Genomic DNA, 19704 nt, shown 5'->3' with positions numbered 1-19704 from the left:
AGTACTGCTGGCATACTTATGGCATACTCAAAAACACAACTTTGAGGATACCCTTACACCACCTCCTTTTGGCATACTATTTATTTCTCGATGCTAAGCGAAACACCCCGGATAATCCAGGTGTGGAGGAAAGCAAAGAGCACAATGACCGGCATAATGGCAAAGGTTACCCCCGCCATTATGGTTCCCGCCTCGAAGACAAAGTGATACGTTCCCTGGAATCTAGCCAGAGCAAGCGGCAAGGTCATTTTCGAAGGCGTCCGAATGACAAGAAGTGGCCACATGAGGTTGTTCCAGCTTGAGAGAAAGGTAATGAGCCCAAGGGAAACCAGAGCTGGTTTTACCAAGGGAACAGCGATGGATACGAGAAAACGCAGGCGAGAACACCCATCAATCCGCGCGGCATCCTCAAGCTCTCCAGGAATGGAGAGCATAAACTGCCGTAAAAGAAAGACCCCAAGAGCCGGACTTATAGGTGGCAGGATGAGTGCTGGCAGGGTATCCAAAAGCCCCATGCGATCAACAATGATGTATACAGGAACATAGAACATCTGCACCGGGAGAGCCAGAGTGGCCACTATAGCCCAGAAGAGAATGTCGCGTCCCCGAAATTTCACCCGAGCAAAAACGTAGGCTGCTGGGGTGGCCGTAAGAAGTACTCCAATTGCTACAAGAGTCGATACAATAACGCTATTTGAAAAAGCCTTCGGAATATCTATACCCCGGCCAACTTTAACGACTGTTACATAGTTTTCCCACGTCCAGGGGCTTGGTATCCACCGAATAGGGTAACTTGCTGCCATCTGGTTTGGCTTAAAGGAGGTCGAGAACATCCAGAGAATCGGTAGAAACCAAAAGAGGGCTAAAATACACATAAATAACGAGTACAGAAACGACCTCATCTGTCTCCTTGCTTTTCCCCTTAACGCCAATGTCATCACTCGGCCGCCCTCACTCGCTTTGTCATTACCTCAAGCTGAGCAATAGCAAACACGGCGATGAATCCGAAAAGCAACCAGCTCATTGCCGAAGCACGTCCCATCTGAAAACGCTGAAAACCGGTCTCGTAGAGATAGTACACGATGGTTCTTGTCTGCCCATAGGGCCCACCACTGGTGAGTATGTAAATCTGGTCGAAAATCATGAAACTTGAGAGAACCTGCATGGTCGAAATGAAAACCATGACATTACGAAGCCAGGGAACGGTAATGTGCCAAAACTGAGCCCATGATCCAGCTCCATCAAGAGCCGCTGCTTCATATTGCTCCTTGGGGATTTTCTGTAGGGCGCTCAAATAGAGGATAGTATTGAACCCCGAAGACCACCAGAGCGTGATGCCGATAATGATAAGCCAAGTAGTGGCAGGGTCTGAAAGCCAGGCAGGGGGCTGTAATCCCCATCTCTGGAAATAGTAATTGATTATGCCCACCTTAACATCAAGCATCCAGGACCAAACAAGGAGAACCGCCGCAGAAGGGAAAAAGGAGGGAGCAATGAGCCCAATCATGGCCCAGAGACGCCCCCGAAAATCCCGATTCAGGGCAATGGCAAAAAGAAGGGGAACCACAAGAAGCAGGGGGGTGCTGATGCCTGCAAAGACAAAGGTGTTTCTTACCGCAGTCCAGAACTTCGAGTCTCTGAAAAGAAGATACAGGTAGTTTCCGAAACCCAGAAATTTTGGAGCGCTAAGAAGGTCCCATTTGTAGAAGGAGAGAAGAAAGCCCATAACCAAGGGCGCAGCGATAAACACAGAGAAAAAGCTCAAATAAGGCAGGAGGAATGGGGCTATTGGACCTCCCTCTCGACGCCTGCGAACCAACCATCCAGAAATTCTCCTCATGCCCCATTCCTCCTTTTTGTTTTTACTCTTGCTCGGCCAAAATCTCGTCAACCGCCGCTGCTGCTTCTGCAATAGCCTCCGCCGGAGTCTTCTGCCCAAGGAAAGCGCTTTCCATGCAGGAAATGAGCTCTGTTTCTATCTCTGCGAGAGCTACAATATCTGGAGGGGACTGGAAGTACGGAAGTTGAGTAGAGAACACGTACTGCTCAGGAAGAGCCTCTTTGAACCGAGGATTGTTGAGGATGGACAACCGCGCCGGAATCTGACCAGCTGCCGCCCACTCCATAGAGTGCTCGCTTAACCATTTCACAAAAGTGACCGCCGCTTCAAGCTTTGCAGGATCTTCCACAGCAACCGCAGGAATGGCAAGAATGTGCGAAGAGCCCCACACCCCGGGAACCTGACCAAGAACAGGAATCGGAGCGACCTTAAAGTTCACTCCTTGCTGCTTAAAGAGGTTCAGCATCCATGGTCCATTAAAGTGCATGGAAAGGACTCCCGAAGCAAAGGCCGGTTCAGGATCGGAGGGTTCTTTCGGAGCAACCCCGTATTTATGGATAAGATCCACGTAGAATGCCAGGGCGTCTATTCCTGCCTCGTTGTTAAAAGCCGCTTTCTTCCTATCCTCAGTGAGAATCTGTCCCCTGTTTTGGAAAAGCAATGTGTACCACTGCCATACGTATCGAAGCGTGTACCCACCGAAAGAGAACCAACCCCACTGATCAATGGTTCCATCACCATTAAGATCTTTGGTGAGCTTCTGAGCGGCATCGATGAAGCTTTCCCGGTTGGCTGGGGGGTTGTTAGGATCCAGGCCTGCTGCCGTAAAGTGGTCCGCATTGTAGTAAAAGCCCAGACAGAAGGCATCAAGAGGTAAGCCGCAGACGGTATTGTCATCGATCAAGACTCCCTGCAGTGGCCCAGGAACAAAGTCTGCCAGGTCAATGCCGTACTTACTTAACTCTTCTTTGGTGAACGAGCGCATGGAGGTAATGAAGCGCACCAAATCAACTCGACGGATAGCGACCACTTCAGGAGCGGTTTTGCTGCTTATCGCAAGAGCAAGGTTGGTGTTAAATTCAATACCTCCGGGGACAACCTGGAAAACGACCTGAATCTTGCCCTGATGCTCTTCGTTGAACTTGTTCACCAGCTTCTCCATGTAGGGTCCATCGGGACCGGTGAAGGGCGTCCAGAAGTTCAGAGTGACTTGAGCAAAAGCGCAGCTGGCAAAAAACAACACTCCCAAAATGCCCACCACAAGCTTCAATTGACTTCTCATAAGAAAATCCACCTCCCTCAGAGAAGATTTCAAAGAAATCCTCAGAAGCCTCGGTTACCATTTTTGTACCCCTTCTCCCATCACCTCCTCTGGTCTCTACACCCCTCAGAAACACAGCCGTAACACGATATCCTGGTCGTAGTTGCCAAACCCGCGGCCGAAGATGTTGATGCCGCCGACGTTCCGTGCGTCTTCTTTGACCCCCACCCGTATCTTGATGGACGAGTGGTCGTAGATTTTGAGGTCTTTCAGGGTAACGTCAGAGACCCGTTCTCCGTCCACAAAAGAGCCCTCATCCGTCACAATCCAGGTCTTCAAAAGCCCGTACTGGGACCCTTCGAGCTTCCACCAAAGCGGAGTAAACCGGCCCCGCCTGTCCCCAAAGTCTCCCGGGGAGGTCCAGGTGCCGATTTCCACTTCGTTGATCCAGAGAGTGATGTCTGAGGGCCAGTTCTTGTTCGTCCCCGGGACCTCTGAGGAGAGCTCCATGGAGACCTCGATGCGCTTGAGGGGTTCGCGCTTATACAGGGCGTTATTCGGGAACTTGTACTCCACAAAGCCTTTTTCAAACCACAGGAGGCCTGCCTTCACCCTCTCCGGGCTCCAGAAAGAGTCAGGCGCATCGAGGAAGCCGATGATTTTCTCTGGAGAACACAGCCCGCAGGGAGGACTCACCTCGAACTTGGTATAGAGGCCCACGGGCATCTCCACCTCGATCACGTCGTCCTCCCTGTCCTCAGGAGCCCTGGAAGGGAAGGCAATGACAATCTCGCTGTACTGGGCACTGCAGAGCTTCTGAGAGCCTTTCTTTCCCTTTTTGTTCTCGACTTTCACAAGCCCGGCTTTCTCTAAGGCTTTAATGTTCACGGCAGCTGTGGACTGGGGGATGTTGAGGGCTTTAGCGATCTCGTTCACGTTGAGCTTTTTCCCGTTCAAAAGCCCGAGGATACGGATCCTGAGGTCTGAGCCCAGGACTTTCAGAACCTCAAAGTCCTTCTCCGTGTTGAGGACGAGGATGCTTCCGCCTTTTCGCATCACAGCCTTTTCATTCCTTTTGTATCAAGAAAAATGATACAAAACAAATTCGTTGCTCTTTTTGAGGAGTGTAACATGTGCCACTTCTTCCTGTCAACAGGTGAAAAAACTTTTCCTATAGCTTCCGCAAAGTTTTTTCATTTATATCAAAAAAATTGATAGATTCCTTGCCTGGTGATGGGCTCTAGAAAGGGCGAAGCCTACCTCTTTCCCTCCATCCGCCGCACCACTCCCTGAGCCAGAAGGAATGCCAGGAAGGCTTTCACAACGTCTGGACCGATGAAGGGGAGGAAAGCAATCCGGAGAACGTTCGAAAATCCCATAGGTTTTCCCAGAAAAGTATTCATGGCCAGGAAGAAGTAGAGTATCCCGGGAAGGTACATCGCCACCATGCCCAGGACAACGGCTGTGGCAACTTTCAGTGGACTTTTCTTGCCCCTCGAGAAGAACGCCACACAGGGAGCAGCAAGCATGAAACCTAAAAGGAAACCAAAGGTGGGCCGAAACACGTACGCTGGACCCCCGAAAGGTGGGGTGGCAAAGACGGGAAGCCCCAGAAGGCCAAGGAGAACGTAGAGGGCCATACTGAGGAAAGCCTCCCGGGGTGGGAGGAGAAACCCTGAGAGGAACACCACAAAGGGAACAAGGCTAAAGGGAACGACGCTCCCCCCAAAACGGAAGAACACCGCCGCAGCTACACAGAGTGCCGTAAAGAGGGCAACACGGGCCATAGTACGTGGAGAAAGCTGCATGAGCATCCTCCTCTCCTGGTTTTTCGTTAACTGAAATCATATCATGAGTTAACAAAACCGCGCAACAGGGTTCCCCAGAGGAGCAGAGCCAAAACGGTAGGGCCACTCGAACCCTTGACGAATTATGAACATATGCTTATAATTAGAGCAGCGGGGCGGTGACAAACAATGCCACGACCACACTGTCCAAGGAGAATCGGCTGGGTGCCAAAGATATGGTGCTTCTATCCCGAAACCCTGGAAAACTCCCAGGAGATAGTCCTGACCCTTGATGAACTCGAAGCCATTCGGCTTGCCGACTTCGAGGGTCTCTACCAGGAAGAAGCGGCACAGCGAATGGGGATTTCGCGCCCGACCTTTGGCCGAATCCTCGAGAACGCGCGGAAAAAAGTGGCCGAGGCGTTGATTCTTGGGAAACCCCTTCGAATCGAGGGGGGACCGGTATACCAGGAAGAGTTTCCTCTTCCACCTCACCGGTGTCGTTGCCGGAGGGGATGGAGGGGTCAAGGTTCCTGCAGAACCTGAATACACGGGAGGTGAAGCTGCATGTATGGATGGAGAGGGAGCTGGCGAGGAGCCTGGATTGGTAGTGCTCCGGCAGGGTACCGGTACATCGGACCATGCCGGTGCGGAGGAGGACCACACGCGTTCTACGTGGATCCTGCAGGAAGAATCGTCCACGCTTCTGCACTCTGGAGGGCCTCTTTTGCAGGCCCCACCCTGAGAGACCTCGAGGCAGAGCTTGAGGCTCTCCGGGAAGAAAAGGCCTATCTCGAGAAGCGGATCCAGGAGCTCGAAGAACTTAAGAAAAAAGAAACTCAGAACTGACCCTAAAATGGGCCGGGGAATTCCCCGGCCCCAAAAAGGAGGTAGAAACGATGAAGAAGCGGATTCTCGTCCCCATTGAGGAACCCAGGGGTATGGAGTCCCGCATTTTCGAGCACTTCGGGCGAACCCCGTATTTTGCCCTCCTTGAACTTGGTGAAGGAGGAGAGATCCTCCGAATCGAGTTCCCTCCCAACGAAGGCGGGCATTCTGGCGGTTTCACCCATGACTGGGTCCTCAAGCTCTCTCCCGAAATCGTCCTTGTTCGGGGAATGGGCCCAAGGGGCCTTGGGCGGCTGAAAAGTGCCGGTATTTCTGTCTTCCAAACCGACGACGAAACCCTCAAAGACGCCGTTGCCGCATTCGTTCAGGGACGCCTTAGAGAACTTGCCGTTCCCTGCCACACCGAAAACGGCCATGACTGCCACAGGAATAGAGGTTGAGGTGGGTCTCAGGGAGAATATGGTGAAGCTCACCGTACTCTATGACAACACAGCGCTCGCCCCGTCGCTCCTTGCCTCCCACGGTTTTTCCTGTCTTGTGGAGGGGGAGGAAAACATCCTCTTCGACACCGGGGAAAGTGGTCCTCTGCTCTTCAAGAACATGGAGCTTCTGGGCATTGACCCCGGCACCATTTCCTCTGTGGTCATCTCCCATGAGCACTACGACCACATCGGGGGGCTCTGGCACTTCCTTTGCTCGTACCCCTGGGTAACGGTCTACATCCTCCCGTCGTTTTCCGAAGCAACCAGAGCACGCATCCGGGAAACTGGGGCAAAATGTATCGAAGTACAGGCCCCCCAACGCCTCACGTCCTCTGTGGCAACCACCGGCGAAGTGGAGGGATCTGTGCGAGAGCAGGGGCTTCTCATCGAGGGGGAGGAGGGAGTCCTGCTTCTTTGTGGATGCTGTCACCCCGGGGTGGATGCTTTCCTGGAGAGGGCCCGGCTCTGGGGCAAGAGGATTTCGGGGTTTCTCGGGGGACTTCACCTTGCCTTTGCCCAGGAAGAGGACATCGACAAAACGCTTGAAGTCATGAAGGCCGAAGGAGTTGGAAAGGTAGCTCCTGCACACTGCACAGGTTTCTTCGCTACGGAGCGTATTCGTTCCCTGTGGGCAGAAGGGTACGTTCCCTGCGGGGTAGGAATGACGCTCCTTTGGGGGAGGAAGGGGGTATGGTCATCGTCTTCTCACCCCAGGACATGGCGCTCCTTGTGGTCCGGAAAGCCATTCACATGGTGGAAGACCTGGGGAAGCCCATTGTGGGGCTTGTGGAGAACATGAGTTTCATCCTCTGTCCCCACTGCCACGGGAAAATCGCCCTTTTTGGTGAGGAAAAGGGGCATCTCGTTGCTTCCCGGATGTCCCTGCCTTTCCTTGGAAGCCTTCCGCTGGATCCAGAGCTTGCAAAGCACTGCGACGAAGGCACCATCGAGGAATACGAGAACGAGGCGCTCTCGTCCATCGTGGCAAAGGTTCTGGAAAGGTGAGTGGCTTTCTCAAGCAATCTCTCCCCAGGTGATGCGTCGCTCCTTTTCCCCCTCCATTACCCGGAGCGCCCCGCTTCCGTCAACCCCAAGGGCTGTACCGGAGACCGGGGATTTTCCCCCGACGATGGTGACCGAACGACCCAGGAAGGCGAGGCGACGGTTGTAGTCCGCAACCCAGGGCGAGAAGTCTCCTTCTTCCTTCCATCGCCTGTAGGCTGCCAGAAAGCAGGCGAGGAATCGCCGCAGAACCTCAACACGAAGAACAGGAACACCCCCCTCAAAAAGGAGTGACGTGGCCTGAAAGGGGAGGGGGGTGAGGTCGCGCCTTTCGAGGTTCACGTTCACCCCAACCCCGAGAACCATCCACGAAACCTCGTCAAGATCCGTTGCGGTCTCAAGGAGGATACCGGCAACTTTCTTCCCGCCAAGGAGTACGTCGTTGGGCCACTTGAGCACCGGGGAAAAACCAAGCCCTTCCAGGGCCTCGGCCAGGGCAATCCCGGCAAGGAGGGTGCAGGAGGCGCAAAAAGAGGGGGAAAGTAGCGGGCGAAGAAGAAATGAGAAGGTGAGGCTCTTCCCAGGAAGGGAAAACCAGCTTCGGCCTCTTCTCCCCCGTCCCCGAGTCTGGCGCTCGGCAATGCACAGCGTCCCCTCAGGAGCACCTTCTTCCGCAAGGGCCCTGAGGAGGGTGCTCGTCGAATCCACCTCCTCCCGGTATACGACCCGAATTCCAGGGACGTCTCTTTCAAGATAAGGCTCGAGAAAGTCGGGGTCGAAGCGGTCGGGGATGGATGCCAGACGATACCCCAGACGAGAGGCAACGATGGGGAATCCGAGGTCCTGGAGTTTCCGGACCTCCTTCCATACCGCCACCCGACTGACACCACCTGTAGCCCCTATTTTCTCCCCAGAAACGCTTCCAGGGAAAGCCTCAAGAAGGAGGGAGAGGATGGTTCTTGAGAGGTTTAGCCTGTTCATGGCGGGCATTCACCGAAAGCCCCCGGAGCACCCGGAAAAACACCACACCCCCCACAAGGAGGGGGAGATAATAGGTCGCAGTTCGCCACAGGAGCACAAAGCTCCCCAGGCGGTACGTCCCCACAAACCCCCGGAAGACTGAGGCAATGGAGAGCTCCACGCCTCCACTGGCCCCCGGGGAAGGAATGAAAGAGAAGACGAAAAAGAGCGGGATCTGAGCGCCCACCACCCGGAAGTACGAATACGAGAGACCAAAAGCACGAAGGATGAAATAGGCTACAGAGAAGGTACAGAGGAAATACGCCACATAGCAACCTATGTTCCAGAGGAGGTACTGGGGTTTCCGCAAAAAGAGAATAGAGAAACCCTCCCGGAATTCGGCGAAAAAGGTCTCGATCCACTGCCGGACCGCGCTTTCGGAGAACTTCGCTCGAGGGAAATGGCGACGGACAAAGTGAATACCCCAGTCCACAAGGCGGAAGAGGACCTGGGGGCGGAAGAGGAAGAAAAAGAGGAGAAACATGATGGTGCTGTAGAAGATGGCAAAGGAGTACAGAAGCCCAAGGAGAATCCCCCGCAGGCTCATCGCGGCTCCAAAGAGGGCGAAGAAGAACACCATGAGAGTCAGAAGCCCCGCCTGGTAGAGGATGCCGCACACCACCACGAGGCTCCCCGCCTCTCCCCAGGAGAGCCCGGAGCGGGCGAGAACAAAGAGCTGGGCAGGACTTCCCCCCGTGAGGAAGGGAGTAATGGCCGACATAAAGTACGTGGAGAGCGCTGCCGCCAGGGCATCCCGAAACCGAATCCTCTTCCCCCAGGCCCGGGTGGTGAAGAAAATCCTCGTCCCGTCCACAAACCATCCCATCACCACAAAGGAAAGCGCGAGAAGCAAAAAGGCCGGGCGGAAGAGGAGCTCGTCGATTTCGGTCACCGAAACCCCGCGGAAAGACCCCAGGGAGAACACGAGGAAAATGGTCCCAAGACTCAGGAAGATGGCGAGGACAATCTGTCGCTTGAGCCGCGAAGGTTCGTACGGCGTGACGGTGAATTTTCTCTCCTCCATAGCCCGCACCTCAGAGGGAGAAGAAGAAGAAGGCCACAAGAGAGAAACAGAAAACTGCGATACCCGCTCCCACCGCAACGATTTCCCGGGCCTCACGAATGCGCAGAGGAACAAGGTCAAGAACCGGGTCCCCCAGGAAGGGACGTTCCTCCCGCTTCCCCTGGTAGTAGTTGACTCCTCCAAGCCGCACCCCTAAAGCCCCTGCCATGGCGCTCTCCGGCCAGCCTGCGTTGGGACTTGGGTGCCTGCGTGCATCCCGAAAAGCACAGGCCAGAGCCCCTTTGAAAAAGCGGCCACAGAAAAGCGCAGAGAGCGCGATGAAGAGAGCGCTCAGGCGAGCAGGGAGGAAGTTTGCCACATCGTCTGCCCTGGCCGAGGCAAACCCGAAGAAGTAGTACCGGAAATCCCGGTACCCAAGCATCGAATCCAGGGTGTTCACCGCCCTGTATACCAGGCTCCCCAAAGCACCAAAGAGCGCAGTGTAAAAGAGGGGAGCAACAAAGGCGTCGTTGAAGTTCTCAGCAAGCGACTCCACACACCCCCGCACAATCTCCCACTCGGAGAGGTGTTCAGTGTCCCGTCCCACGAGGTGCTGCAGGGCCTTCCGGGCCCTCGGGAGGTCTTTTGCCTCGAGAGCCTCTTCCACCTCTTTTCCCCGCCGGAGGAGGGTGTGGAGCGCCAGGGAGTTAAAAATGAGATAGACCTCCACCGCAAGAAAGAGTACCGGGGACATCTGGAAAAGGAAACGCCGCAAAAAACCATACCCCACTCCCAGTCCTCCGGCCACCACTCCAAGCACCACAAAACCCAGGAGGAACTCTCGCTTGAAGTTCCGCTCTTTCGGGAAGCAAAGCCGTTCCAGAAACCCGATGAGGCGACCAATCCCTAAAACGGGGTGGAAGGGTTCCGGGTCCCCAAAGGCAAGGTCAAGGCCCACCCCAAAGAGGAGCCGGAAAAGCCCGATCATGGCTCCACCTCGAAGTTCACAAGGTGCGTTACCTGGGAGAAATCCTCATTGTCTTTGACCACGATGAGTACCCCCGGATCAAGGCGCAGCGCAAAGGTTTGCTCAAAGCGTACTCCAAGAAGGTGCACGAGAAAACACCGCAAAACCCCCGCGTGGGTCACAACGAGGTACCGTCCATCGGGGAAACCCTTCAGCCGCTCCCAGAAGTGGATAACCCTCTTGAGAACTCGCTCGAAGCTCTCGCCTCCCGGGGGCGTGAAGCGAAGGGGATCTCTTTCCCATTCGGCGACCTCCTCGGGAAACTCGTCCCTGAGGTGCCGCCACTTCTTCCCCTCCCACTGTCCAAAAGACCGCTCCTTCAGGTCTTCGCAGACCTCAAGGGGGGTATCGAGGCCAGCCAGAAGAAGCGCCGTCTCAATCGTTCGGGCAAGGGGACTCGAGAAGACCCCATCGAATTGCCGTTTTCCCAGAAACTCCCGGACCTTCAGAATCCTCTTTCGCCCCCTGGGGGTAAGGGGGAGGTTCATCCAGCCGGCAAAGTACTCCCGTTCCGTGGCGTCGGTATCCCCATGGCGTACCAGGCACACTTCCTTCATGTTCCAACCACCCGAATGCCCCCTCCAATGGCTTTGGCGGTCCAGAGCGCAACATCTTTCCCCCTGAGAACCTCAGAGACTCTGCGTCTGGCCTCCTCAAGGCTCACAAGGCGAAGGTCGAAAAGGACCCCAAAGGCGCACCCCGTGTGGGCCCGGTTCACTCCCAAAGCCCTGATATCCTGAAGAGCCTGGGAAAGGAGGAAGAAGATTTCACTTTCCTCGTACTCCTGCATGATGGCACTACTCAACGTCGCCGCTTTCCCCACAAGGGTAAGGTCCCTCTCCTCAAGACCCCGCTCGAGGAGCTCGAAAGCCTTCTCGGTTTCCCGGGAAAATTGTTCAAAATGCCGGCGGAGCTTCTCCCGGTCCACCGAAAGGGTGGGAACTTCCCCAGGGAGCTCCACCACCACAACCCCAAGATACTGGGGCACGGCAAGGGTCAGGAATACCTCCCCCCGGAGGTGGTCGAAAAGACACCAGGAGGGGAAAAACGTCCCATCAGTAGGCTCGATGGAGAGCGCCAGTCGGGCAATCTCCTCCTCCCGGATTTTTCGTCCCAGAAGATGGGCCACCGCCCCCACCGTTGCGGCAATATCTGCGGTGCTTGAGGCAAAGCCCTTGCCCTCGGGAAGGCCCCTCCTTCTGCGCAGGGTAACCCGCCCCCTGAGGTGTTCCCCTCCAAAATACTCCAGGGCAAGCTCCAGGGCCCTTCTACTTTTCCAGAGTCCTGGGGGGATGGAGGACGTTTCCCCAAGGATCACCTCCATCTCGCTGAAGCGGTCCACAGTCAGCGAAACGAGGACCTCCTGCCCTCCGATGACTCCCTGTAGCACTTCACCTGCGCTGCCCGGACAGAGAGCCCTCGCGCGCTTCACAACTTCAAAAGCAAAAGCCACAGTGCCTCCCCCCACTCGATTCCTGCTCCTAAAGCGTCTCCGTTGAGTCCGCCAAAACTCCGGGAGAGCACTTTCCCAAGCGTGAACATGATACCAAAGCCGGCGGCAGTTTTCAAAGTGAATGTCCAGCCCCCGACAAGAAACGAGACCACACAGAGCCCCCCACCCCATCCCAGGAATGCGCCTTTCGGGACCCTTCCCAGGAACTCCTCCCCAAGGCCCGGCACCTCCCGGGGAAAGGGAGAAAAGAACGCGCCAAAAAGCAGGGCCACCGCCCGCCCGAAGGCCGGGGCAAGAAGGAGGGAGAAGGCGCTCTCGGAGTGGAGGAGCGCCGCCCCCTTCATGCCCAGGACAAAAATCACTCCCAAAACTCCAAAGGTCCCGATGCGGGGGTCCTTGAGAATTTCCTGGCGTTCCCTCTTTCCACTCCCACCAAAGAGGGCGTCACACACATCGGCCACCCCGTCAAGGTGCAGCCCCCGGGTGAGCACCACCCAGAAAAACAGGGCGAGGAGGCTGGCTAAAAGAGCATCTTCTGTGCGGGAGAGCACCGCAAGGCGTACCCCCCACACGGCCCCACCAATCCCAAGCCCCACAAGGGGAAAGAAGACGGAGGCCCGGGCGAGATCCCCGCCCCGGTACATCCCTCCCCCCAGGGGGAGGGGGGTGAGGAAACTCACTGCAAGACGCAAAAGACAGAGTGCCCGCTTCATCGAAGCTGCCAGGGAATCCCCGCTATAACAAAATACACCCGGTGAGCTCTCTCTGCCAGCCACTGGTTCACTCTCCCGAGAAGGTCCCGGAATTCCCGGCCAAGACGGGAATCAGGCACCACACCCATGCCCACCTCGTTGCTCACAAGTACCAGGAAAAACCCTTCCTCTTCCTGACGGGCAAAAAGCATCCCGAACTCCTCCACCACCCGTCCATAGGCCCTCCCTCCATCTTCTTCCTCAAGGAGGACATTGCTCACGAGGAATGACACACAGTCCAAAAGCACAGCCTTCCCCGAAAGCTCCAGCGCTTTCAGGGGAGAAAATCCGTACGGCGTTTCCACAGTGGTAAAGTGTGGGGGGCGTTCCTTCTGGTGGCGGAGGATACGGGACCGCATTTCCTCATCAACCGGAATCCCGGTGGCGCAGAAAATTGCCGGGAGTCCTGTCTCTTCCACCATCCTGAGGGCCAGGCGGCTTTTGCCGCTTCGGGCCCCTCCGAGAATCAGCACCCGTTCAGCGTGCACCACCATATTCCCTCACCGCCTCGAGGAATCGTTCGTTTTCCCTCCGGGTCCGCACCGCTACCCGGAAGAATCGACCGCCAAGGCCGAAGAAGTCCCCGAGTCTGCGGACGAAAATTCCCTTTTGCTCCAGGAAAGAAAAAAACTCCGGGTCCTCTTTCTCTGTCCACAGGGTGTAGAAGTTCGCCCGGGAAGGGAAGAAGGAGAGGAATGGGAGAGCAGAAAACTCCCGTTCCAGAAAAGCCTTTTCCTCTAAAAGCCAGCGTTGGGTGGCCTCCCGGAAAGGCGAAAGATCCTCAGAGGCAAAAAGCTCAAGCACCCTGACGAGAACTGTGTTCACACTCCAGGGTTCAAGGTGGTCAAGGAGAAAAGCCGCGTTCTCTGGATGGGTGACCACAAACCCTCCCCGAAGGCCGGCTAACGCGAAGTACTTGGTGAGAGAACGGACGATGTAGAGGTTTCGATCAGAGAACACCCGAAAGACCAGGGAGGTCTCTTCCCCGAGGAACTCCTGGAATGCCTCGTCAACCACAAATACTGTGGAGAGGCCCTCCTCCCGGGCCTGGAAATAGAGCGCAAGCCCCTCGGTGTCCCCCAGGGGATTTCCAGGGTTCCCGAGGACCACGATGTCGGCCCCACGAAGGGCTTCAAGGGGATTCGGGGGAGGTTCAGGGAATACAAGGAGACGCCGGATTTCCTTTCCCCCAAGACGAAAGGCCCGGGCATACTCGGTGAAGCACGGCTCCACGATAACCACGATTTTCCCCGAAAGTGCTCGCCCAAGGAGGTAGATCCCCTGGGTGGCCCCATTGCAGGGGAGAATGGCCTCCTGAGGAAAGCCATAGATGGCCTCAAGGAGCCGCCCCACAAAACGGGGGTCAAGGGGAGGGTAGAGCGAGAGAGCAGCAAAAAGGTCAGGCCACCGTCTCCGGAGGATTTCCGGAGGGCCCAGAGGGTTGAGGTTGGCGCTCAGGTCAATCCCTTCCTTCCCCTCTCTGAGCCATTCCAGTACCCGGCCACCATGGGGATTCATGCTCATGGGAGCACAACGGCAAAAGATGTCACCTGGTCGTCCTTTTCCAGGCGAATGAGTCGGACACCCTGGGCCACTCGGCTCTGGATGGGGACCTCCCTGGTGTGGACCCGGATGAGGAGCCCCTTCTGGGTTGAGAGGAGCAGCTCCTCCTCGCCTTTCACCGCGGCGACCCCCACCACCTTCCCCGAGCGCTCCGATTCCCTGAGGAGGCGGACACCCATCCCGCCCCGGTGGTGGACCGGGAATTCCTCGGGATCCACCCGCTTCCCCATGCCTGAAGAGGTGACGACAAGGAGCGTCTCGTTCTGGCGTATCACGCAGGCTCCCACTACCCGGTCGCCTTCCCGGAGGCTCATCCCCCGCACACCGGAGGCAGCCTTGCCCATGGGCCGAACCTCTTCCTCTTTGAAGCTCAGTCCCAGGCCCTGCGAGGTCGCCAGAAACACCCGGTCCTCCCCGCAGGTAGTGAACACCCCTTCAAGCTCGTCTCCCTCTTCAAGCTCCACAACCCGCACGCCCCGGCGGGTAACAGAGAGAAGCTCCAGAAGGTCAATCTTTTTGACTCTCCCCTTTGCCGTCACGAAGAAGAGGTACTTCCCCTCCTTAAAGTCCCGAATGGGGATGAGGGTGACAGCTCGTTCCCCTTCCTCAAGCGGCAAGAGGTTCACAAGGTGCATACCCTTGGCCTGGCGACCCATCTCGGGAAGCTGGTGCACCGGAAGCTGGAAGGCCCGCCCCCAGCTGGTGAAAAGGAGCGCCCGGTGCAATGTGGTTGTGACCACCATGGTGCTCACAAAGTCCTCTTCCCCGGTAGCGACGGCACTCACCCCTTTCCCTCCCCGGCCCTGACGCCGGTAGGTTGCAAGGGGCACCCGCTTCACGTACCCATCGCGGGTGAGGGTGATAACAACCTCCTCTTCCCGGATGAGGGGCGTCGCTTCCTCCTCTTTCTCTTCCTCTTCGATAATCCGCGTTCGCCGCTCGTCGCCGTAAAGCTCTCGAATTCGCCGGAGCTCTTCCCGGATACACTCCCGGAGAACTTCCTCCTTTTCGAGGATCTCCCGGAGACGGAAGATTTTCGCAGTAATGTCCCGGTACTCCTCCTCGAGCTTCTCCCGCTCCAGAGCCACCAGGCGCTGGAGACGCATCTCCAGGATGGCCTGAGCCTGTTTCTCTGTAAAGCCGAGCTCCTCCACAAGACGTCTCCTTGCCTCAGGAACACTCTGAGAGGAACGGATGAGGGCAATCACCTGGTCGATGAGGTCCAGAGCCCGTAAAAAGCCTTCAAGGATATGCGCTCGTTCTTCCGCCTCCTTGAGCTCAAAACGGCTTCGCCTGAGGATGACCTCCCGGCGGAAGTCGAGGAAGTGCTTCAGGGCCTGCGGCATGGTACAGACCTCGGGCTTCCCCGAAACCAGAGCCAGAAGGATTACCCCAAAGCTCACTTCTAACGCCGTGTGTTTGTAGAGGTAGCGGAGGATGTAATGAGGGTTGGCACCTCGCTTGAGTTCGAGCACCACCCGGATGCCCTCCCGGTCGGATTCATCCCGAACCTCGGCAACGTCGGGGAGCTTTTTCTCCTCCACAAGGCGGGCGATGTGTTCCACAAGGCTCGCCTTGTTCACCTGGTAGGGGAGTTCCCGGATGACGACGGCCTGCTTCCCCCGGGCAATTTCCTCCACGGTGGCCTCTCCCCGGATGACGAGCTTTCCCCGTCCTTCCCGGAAGTACTCCTCAATCCCCCGCCTCCCGACGATTTTCCCCCCTGTGGGGAAATCGGGCCCAGGAATGAGGCGGAGGAGGTCTTCTGCCGAAGCTTCAGGATGGTCCAGAAGGTACAGTAGTCCATCTACGAGCTCCCGCAGGTTGTGCGGGGGGATGTTCGTGGCCATGCCCACGGCAATGCCTGAAGCACCGTTGGCGAGGAGCTGGGGGAAACTCGCGGGAAGCACCACGGGTTCTTTCAAGGACTCGTCGAAATTCGGTACGAAATCCACGGTGTCCTTCTCAAGGTCCCGGAGCATTTCTTCCGCAATCGGCGCCAGGCGAACCTCCGTGTACCGCATGGCCGCTGGAGGATCCCCGTCAACCGAGCCAAAGTTGCCGTGACCATCTACGAGAGGATACCGACAGGTGAAGTCCTGAGCCAGACGCACTAAAGCCTCATACACCGCCATGTCACCGTGGGGGTGGTATTTTCCGAGAACATCCCCCACCACGCGGGCACTTTTGCGGTAAGGTTCGGTGGGGCGCAGGTTCATTTCCTGCATGGCGTAGAGAATGCGCCGCTGGACGGGCTTCAGTCCATCACGGATGTCAGGGAGTGCCCGCCCCACGATGACGCTCATGGCATAGCTCAGGTAGGCTTCTTTCATCTCATCTTTTACATCAACAAGGAGGACTTTTCCTTTCTCGTCCACAGGCACCACCTTCAGATATCGAGGTTCACCACTTCAAGGGCGTGTTCCTGGATGAATTCCCGGCGGGGCTCCACCGCATCCCCCATGAGGATGCTGAAAATCGTCTCAGCCTCGAGGGCATCTTCAATGGTGACCTGTTTGATGGTACGGGTTTTCGGGTTCATGGTGGTGTACCAGAGCTGCTCCGGGTTCATCTCTCCAAGACCTTTGTATCGCTGGATGGTGTACTTCCTGCTCCGGAGACCCTCAAGAATCCGCTCAAGCTCCCGGTCATCAAAAGCGTAGTAATCGGTCTTCTCTACCCGGACGCGGTAGAGAGGTGGAAGGGCAATGTAGATGTGCCCACCTTCAAGGAGCGGACGCATGTAGCGGTAGAAGAAGGTGAGCAGAAGCGTTCGGATATGGGCACCATCCACGTCGGCATCAGTCATGATGATGACCTTGTGGTAGCGGAGTTTCTCAATGGTGAGATCATCCCCAATGCCACACCCTAAGGCGGCAATGATGTTCCGGATTTCATCGCTTGAGAGGATCCGGTGAAGACTTGCCTTCTCCACGTTGAGGATTTTGCCCCGAAGGGGCAAAACGGCCTGGAAGCGCCGGTCTCTCCCCTGTTTGGCTGAGCCCCCGGCTGAGTCTCCCTCCACGATGAAAATCTCTGCAACGCGAGGGTCCTTTTCGGTGCAGTCGGCAAGCTTCCCGGGGAGCGTCACCGATTCCAGACTGTCCTTTTTGCGGGCAAGCTCCCGGGCTTTCCGTGCTGCGATTCGGGCTCGAACGCTCTCCAAGACCTTCTCCACAATCGCCCGAGCCACCCCGGGATTCTCCTCGAAGAAGGTTCCCAGGAAATTCCCCGCAAGATCCTCGACGAAACTCCGGACCTCGGGATTCCCAAGCTTGGTCTTTGTCTGCCCCTCAAACTGCGGCGAAGGGACGAGAACGTGGATCACGGCACAGAGTCCTTCCCGGACGTCGTTCCCCGTGGGGAGCTCCTCCTTCTCCTTGAGGATGCCATGCCGCTCGATGTACTCGGTGATAACCCGGGTGAGGGCGGTCTTGAACCCCGTCACGTGGGTCCCACCCTCTTCAGTACGGATATTGTTGGCAAAAGAGAGCACTGTCTCCAGGTACCCATCGTTGTACTGGAGGGCGATTTCGGCCCGGATGCCGTTCCGGCTCCCAGAAAAGAAAATCGGCTCGGGATGAAGCACACCCTTCCCCTGGTTGAGGTGCTCCACCAGGGCCCGGATGCCTCCTGAAAAACTGTACACCTTTTGCTTCCCCGAGCGCTCATCAGCAAGGCTCAGGGTAAGCCCGGGGTTTAAAAAGGCGAGCTCCTTCAGGCGCTGGGCAATGATGTCGAAGTGAAATTCCGTTTGGGAGAAGATCAGGGGGTCCGGCTTGAAGCGAACGAACGTCCCCGTCTCCTCCGTCTCTCCCAGGGAACGGAGAGGCGTGACCGGCTTTCCTCGCTCATAGCGCTGGTGCCAGATTCTTCCCTGGGTTTTTACCTCCACTTCAAGCCACTCCGAGAGGGCGTTGACCACTGAAATCCCCACCCCGTGGAGCCCTCCAGAAATCGTGTAGGCTCCGCTCTCGAATTTTCCCCCGGCGTGGAGAGTGGTCAAAACCACCTCAAGCGCCGGTTTCCCCGCCCCCCGGTGGATGTCCACCGGAATCCCCCGCCCGTTGTCGAGAACAGAAACACTACCGTCCCGGTGGATGGTCACCGTAATTTCGGTGCAGAAACCGGCCAGGGCCTCATCGACACTGTTGTCCACCACCTCGAACACCAGGTGGTGCAGCCCCCCAATATCCGTATTCCCGATGTACATGCTCGGCCGCTTCCGGACTGCTTCCAGTCCTTCGAGGATCTGAATGGCCTCGGCCGTGTACTCTTTCTTCGTCACTTTTCGTCACCTCGTGGACACACCCGAATTTTCACCGCCTCAAGGGGAATCCCCCGCTGCCGGAAAGTCTCAAGAATTTCCCAAGCTCTCCCCTCGACCTCAAGAAGGCACATGGGATCCGAAACCTCAAGGAAGAGCATATTTCGCACCACCTTCTTTGGGGTGCACACCGCCGCAAGATCTGGAAACCACTCGCCGAATCGCTCTATGGCCTGGTACATCTGGACCCTGGGCAGAAGGCCCTGCCGCCTCAGGAACTCCACCAGGGCCTCAGAGAGTGGCGAAGGTTTGTTCATTCCCGAATCTCCCCCGCACGCACAAGGAATACCCGTGCACCCTGGTTTTTGAGCTCAAGTGCCAGGTTCCTCTCTGTAGTGGTGAGGAAAACCTGGGCTTCAGAGAAAAGACACGATGCAAGTGCTTGCCGTCTCCTCGTATCCAGTCCCGGGAACGCATCGTCAAGGAGGAGCACCACATCGTCTTTCCGTATCCATTGTACCACAGCTTTCTCCGCCATACGCAGCGCCAGGGCCACGCTCTTTTTCTCTCCAAAAGATGCAAACTCCCGGACGTCCCGTTCCCCGAGGAGAAAGGCGATTTCGTCCCGGTGGGGACCAAAGAGCGTCATTCCCCGCCTTCGCTCTTCTTCCCGCAGCGCTTCCCTCGCCCTCCTAAGACCCTCAAGAACCCCCTCTCCTGTGGTGTATCCCCGGGCTTCGTACACGATCCGGAGCGCATCGTTCCCCCCAGAGAAACTCCGGTAGGCCTGCTCAAAGAACGGGGCAAAGAGGCGGAGGTAGCGGAGCCTCTCCTCAACAATCCTCGCCCCAAGGGCCACAAGCTTCTCTCCGTAAACCTCAACGAGGTCTTCCCCCTGCCCCTCCCGAAGGAGGAAGTTCCTCCGTGAGAGCACCTGCTCATAGGCACTGAGAAGAGCCTCAAATTGAGGAGAAAAAAACGTCAAGGCCCGATCGATAAAGTCCCGCCGCTTCTTTGGCTCTCCATCGATGAGGGCAAGGTCTTCAGGAAAGAACCCCACAAGGGGGAGAGGAGCTCTCTTCCGCTCGAGCTTCCCATCCCGGCGCCACTCCCTCTTACCTTTTTTGCGAAGAACCACCTGGCGCACCGAGAACGAATGCCCTTCCATGAAGCGGGCCGAAAGAAAGGCTTCTTCTTCTCCAAAGGCGATGAGTTCCTCATCGTGGGCAAAGAAGGGAGAAAAGCCCCGGGCAAGGAAAAAGAGGCCCTCCAGGAAGTTGGTCTTCCCCTGGGCATTGTCTCCCAAGAGCACGAATACCCCCCGCCCCAGGGAAAGTTCAACCTCCCTGAGGTTCCGGAACTTCACGAAACGCACCGCCTCAAAGTGCACGGAGGGTA

Annotated in this window: 22 protein-coding genes; 5 read left to right on the top strand and 17 right to left on the bottom strand. The window is 56.8% G+C overall.

Annotated features, from left to right (window positions below):
• Nucleotides 1-80 precede the first annotated feature (80 nt).
• The 5 genes from ACPT9Q_RS05110 to ACPT9Q_RS05090 form a co-directional block, all read right to left on the bottom strand.
• Nucleotides 81-902: a carbohydrate ABC transporter permease gene (locus ACPT9Q_RS05110; protein WP_427366577.1), complete on the bottom strand. Its 822-nt coding sequence runs from the start codon at nucleotides 900-902 to the stop codon at nucleotides 81-83.
• A gap of 35 nt (nucleotides 903-937) precedes the next feature.
• Nucleotides 938-1840 (bottom strand): carbohydrate ABC transporter permease, encoded by a 903-nt coding sequence (locus ACPT9Q_RS05105; RefSeq protein ID WP_427366576.1) that lies wholly within the window; start codon nucleotides 1838-1840, stop codon nucleotides 938-940.
• A 22-nt stretch (nucleotides 1841-1862) separates the two neighbouring features.
• Nucleotides 1863-3122 (bottom strand): ABC transporter substrate-binding protein, encoded by a 1260-nt coding sequence (locus tag ACPT9Q_RS05100; RefSeq protein ID WP_427366575.1) that lies wholly within the window; start codon nucleotides 3120-3122, stop codon nucleotides 1863-1865.
• A gap of 105 nt (nucleotides 3123-3227) precedes the next feature.
• On the bottom strand, nucleotides 3228-4157 hold the full coding sequence (locus ACPT9Q_RS05095; protein WP_026137387.1) for a helix-turn-helix domain-containing protein: 930 nt from the start codon (nucleotides 4155-4157) through the stop codon (nucleotides 3228-3230).
• 200 nt (nucleotides 4158-4357) lie between these two features.
• Nucleotides 4358-4915, bottom strand: a complete 558-nt coding sequence (locus ACPT9Q_RS05090; protein WP_427366574.1) for a biotin transporter BioY — start codon at nucleotides 4913-4915, stop codon at nucleotides 4358-4360.
• A gap of 198 nt (nucleotides 4916-5113) precedes the next feature.
• On the opposite strand from ACPT9Q_RS05090, the gene ACPT9Q_RS05085 reads away from it, so the two are divergent.
• Genes ACPT9Q_RS05085 through ACPT9Q_RS05065 form a run of 5 tightly spaced genes read left to right on the top strand, consistent with a single transcriptional unit; the run spans nucleotide 5114 to nucleotide 7224 of the window.
• Complete coding sequence (locus tag ACPT9Q_RS05085) at nucleotides 5114-5434, top strand: DUF134 domain-containing protein (protein WP_017874062.1); 321 nt, start codon at nucleotides 5114-5116, stop codon at nucleotides 5432-5434.
• A 21-nt stretch (nucleotides 5435-5455) separates the two neighbouring features.
• On the top strand, nucleotides 5456-5737 hold the full coding sequence (locus ACPT9Q_RS05080; protein WP_017874063.1) for a hypothetical protein: 282 nt from the start codon (nucleotides 5456-5458) through the stop codon (nucleotides 5735-5737).
• Nucleotides 5738-5787: 50 nt separating this feature from the next.
• Nucleotides 5788-6177, top strand: coding sequence for a NifB/NifX family molybdenum-iron cluster-binding protein (locus tag ACPT9Q_RS05075; protein WP_017874064.1), 390 nt, complete (start codon nucleotides 5788-5790; stop codon nucleotides 6175-6177).
• Nucleotides 6122-7018: an MBL fold metallo-hydrolase gene (locus ACPT9Q_RS05070; protein ID WP_427366573.1), complete on the top strand. Its 897-nt coding sequence runs from the start codon at nucleotides 6122-6124 to the stop codon at nucleotides 7016-7018. Before ACPT9Q_RS05075 ends, ACPT9Q_RS05070 begins: the two co-directional genes overlap by 56 nt.
• Nucleotides 6910-7224, top strand: coding sequence for a P-loop NTPase (locus tag ACPT9Q_RS05065; protein WP_427366571.1), 315 nt, complete (start codon nucleotides 6910-6912; stop codon nucleotides 7222-7224). The genes ACPT9Q_RS05070 and ACPT9Q_RS05065 overlap by 109 nt, the downstream gene beginning before the upstream one ends.
• A 9-nt stretch (nucleotides 7225-7233) precedes the next feature.
• Here ACPT9Q_RS05065 and ACPT9Q_RS05060 read toward each other — a convergent pair whose 3' ends face one another.
• From ACPT9Q_RS05060 to recF, 12 genes are read right to left on the bottom strand one after another with little or no spacing between them, the layout of a single operon-like run.
• Complete coding sequence (locus tag ACPT9Q_RS05060) at nucleotides 7234-8211, bottom strand: biotin--[acetyl-CoA-carboxylase] ligase (protein ID WP_427366570.1); 978 nt, start codon at nucleotides 8209-8211, stop codon at nucleotides 7234-7236.
• The gene (locus tag ACPT9Q_RS05055; RefSeq protein WP_427366569.1) at nucleotides 8156-9265 is read right to left on the bottom strand and encodes a lysylphosphatidylglycerol synthase transmembrane domain-containing protein; all 1110 of its coding nucleotides are present in this window, start codon (nucleotides 9263-9265) and stop codon (nucleotides 8156-8158) included. The genes ACPT9Q_RS05060 and ACPT9Q_RS05055 overlap by 56 nt, the downstream gene beginning before the upstream one ends.
• Before the next feature lie 10 nt (nucleotides 9266-9275).
• Nucleotides 9276-10232: an adenosylcobinamide-phosphate synthase CbiB gene (gene cbiB, locus ACPT9Q_RS05050; RefSeq protein WP_427366568.1), complete on the bottom strand. Its 957-nt coding sequence runs from the start codon at nucleotides 10230-10232 to the stop codon at nucleotides 9276-9278.
• Nucleotides 10229-10828, bottom strand: a complete 600-nt coding sequence (gene cobC / locus ACPT9Q_RS05045; RefSeq protein ID WP_427366567.1) for an alpha-ribazole phosphatase — start codon at nucleotides 10826-10828, stop codon at nucleotides 10229-10231. The genes cbiB and cobC overlap by 4 nt, the downstream gene beginning before the upstream one ends.
• Nucleotides 10825-11724 (bottom strand): hypothetical protein, encoded by a 900-nt coding sequence (locus ACPT9Q_RS05040; protein ID WP_427366566.1) that lies wholly within the window; start codon nucleotides 11722-11724, stop codon nucleotides 10825-10827. Before ACPT9Q_RS05040 ends, cobC begins: the two co-directional genes overlap by 4 nt.
• Nucleotides 11700-12437 carry an adenosylcobinamide-GDP ribazoletransferase gene (gene cobS, locus ACPT9Q_RS05035; protein ID WP_017872875.1) on the bottom strand — a complete coding sequence of 246 codons (738 nt, stop codon included), beginning with the start codon at nucleotides 12435-12437 and terminating at the stop codon, nucleotides 11700-11702. Before cobS ends, ACPT9Q_RS05040 begins: the two co-directional genes overlap by 25 nt.
• A complete protein-coding gene (cobU, locus tag ACPT9Q_RS05030; protein ID WP_427366565.1) occupies nucleotides 12434-12970 on the bottom strand; it encodes a bifunctional adenosylcobinamide kinase/adenosylcobinamide-phosphate guanylyltransferase in 537 nt (178 codons plus the stop codon). The genes cobS and cobU overlap by 4 nt, the downstream gene beginning before the upstream one ends.
• Nucleotides 12954-13994, bottom strand: a complete 1041-nt coding sequence (locus tag ACPT9Q_RS05025) for an aminotransferase class I/II-fold pyridoxal phosphate-dependent enzyme (RefSeq protein WP_427366564.1) — start codon at nucleotides 13992-13994, stop codon at nucleotides 12954-12956. The genes cobU and ACPT9Q_RS05025 overlap by 17 nt, the downstream gene beginning before the upstream one ends.
• 2 nt (nucleotides 13995-13996) lie before the next feature.
• A complete protein-coding gene (gene gyrA / locus ACPT9Q_RS05020) occupies nucleotides 13997-16417 on the bottom strand; it encodes a DNA gyrase subunit A (protein WP_427366563.1) in 2421 nt (806 codons plus the stop codon).
• An 11-nt stretch (nucleotides 16418-16428) separates the two neighbouring features.
• Nucleotides 16429-18327: a DNA topoisomerase (ATP-hydrolyzing) subunit B gene (gene gyrB, locus ACPT9Q_RS05015; RefSeq protein ID WP_017872871.1), complete on the bottom strand. Its 1899-nt coding sequence runs from the start codon at nucleotides 18325-18327 to the stop codon at nucleotides 16429-16431.
• Nucleotides 18324-18623 carry a DciA family protein gene (locus ACPT9Q_RS05010; protein WP_017872870.1) on the bottom strand — a complete coding sequence of 100 codons (300 nt, stop codon included), beginning with the start codon at nucleotides 18621-18623 and terminating at the stop codon, nucleotides 18324-18326. Before ACPT9Q_RS05010 ends, gyrB begins: the two co-directional genes overlap by 4 nt.
• A complete protein-coding gene (gene recF, locus ACPT9Q_RS05005; protein WP_017872869.1) occupies nucleotides 18620-19696 on the bottom strand; it encodes a DNA replication/repair protein RecF in 1077 nt (358 codons plus the stop codon). The genes ACPT9Q_RS05010 and recF overlap by 4 nt, the downstream gene beginning before the upstream one ends.
• Nucleotides 19697-19704 lie beyond the last annotated feature (8 nt).

It is taken from the genome of Candidatus Caldatribacterium saccharofermentans, assembly GCF_050267035.1.
GTDB lineage: Bacteria > Atribacterota > Atribacteria > Atribacterales > Caldatribacteriaceae > Caldatribacterium > Caldatribacterium saccharofermentans.
The sequence above is the reverse complement of the archived record's forward strand: the minus strand, read 5'-3'. Positions and strand labels throughout refer to the sequence as shown.

What these genes read in the sequence shown, in the direction of transcription:
- cobC (WP_427366567.1), bottom strand. Translation starts at nt 10,828, where the DNA reads ATGAAGGAAGTGTGCCTGGTACGCCATGGGGATACCGACGCCACGGAA.
- ACPT9Q_RS05095 (WP_026137387.1), bottom strand. Translation starts at nt 4,157, where the DNA reads ATGCGAAAAGGCGGAAGCATCCTCGTCCTCAACACGGAGAAGGACTTT.
- ACPT9Q_RS05110 (WP_427366577.1), bottom strand. Translation starts at nt 902, where the DNA reads ATGAGGTCGTTTCTGTACTCGTTATTTATGTGTATTTTAGCCCTCTTT.
- ACPT9Q_RS05010 (WP_017872870.1), bottom strand. Translation starts at nt 18,623, where the DNA reads ATGAACAAACCTTCGCCACTCTCTGAGGCCCTGGTGGAGTTCCTGAGG.
- ACPT9Q_RS05105 (WP_427366576.1), bottom strand. Translation starts at nt 1,840, where the DNA reads ATGAGGAGAATTTCTGGATGGTTGGTTCGCAGGCGTCGAGAGGGAGGT.
- ACPT9Q_RS05060 (WP_427366570.1), bottom strand. Translation starts at nt 8,211, where the DNA reads ATGCCCGCCATGAACAGGCTAAACCTCTCAAGAACCATCCTCTCCCTC.
- cobU (WP_427366565.1), bottom strand. Translation starts at nt 12,970, where the DNA reads ATGGTGGTGCACGCTGAACGGGTGCTGATTCTCGGAGGGGCCCGAAGC.
- cbiB (WP_427366568.1), bottom strand. Translation starts at nt 10,232, where the DNA reads ATGATCGGGCTTTTCCGGCTCCTCTTTGGGGTGGGCCTTGACCTTGCC.
- ACPT9Q_RS05065 (WP_427366571.1), top strand. Translation starts at nt 6,910, where the DNA reads ATGGTCATCGTCTTCTCACCCCAGGACATGGCGCTCCTTGTGGTCCGG.
- ACPT9Q_RS05100 (WP_427366575.1), bottom strand. Translation starts at nt 3,122, where the DNA reads ATGAGAAGTCAATTGAAGCTTGTGGTGGGCATTTTGGGAGTGTTGTTT.
- ACPT9Q_RS05025 (WP_427366564.1), bottom strand. Translation starts at nt 13,994, where the DNA reads ATGAATCCCCATGGTGGCCGGGTACTGGAATGGCTCAGAGAGGGGAAG.
- ACPT9Q_RS05080 (WP_017874063.1), top strand. Translation starts at nt 5,456, where the DNA reads ATGTATGGATGGAGAGGGAGCTGGCGAGGAGCCTGGATTGGTAGTGCT.
- ACPT9Q_RS05090 (WP_427366574.1), bottom strand. Translation starts at nt 4,915, where the DNA reads ATGCTCATGCAGCTTTCTCCACGTACTATGGCCCGTGTTGCCCTCTTT.
- ACPT9Q_RS05075 (WP_017874064.1), top strand. Translation starts at nt 5,788, where the DNA reads ATGAAGAAGCGGATTCTCGTCCCCATTGAGGAACCCAGGGGTATGGAG.
- cobS (WP_017872875.1), bottom strand. Translation starts at nt 12,437, where the DNA reads ATGAAGCGGGCACTCTGTCTTTTGCGTCTTGCAGTGAGTTTCCTCACC.
- ACPT9Q_RS05055 (WP_427366569.1), bottom strand. Translation starts at nt 9,265, where the DNA reads ATGGAGGAGAGAAAATTCACCGTCACGCCGTACGAACCTTCGCGGCTC.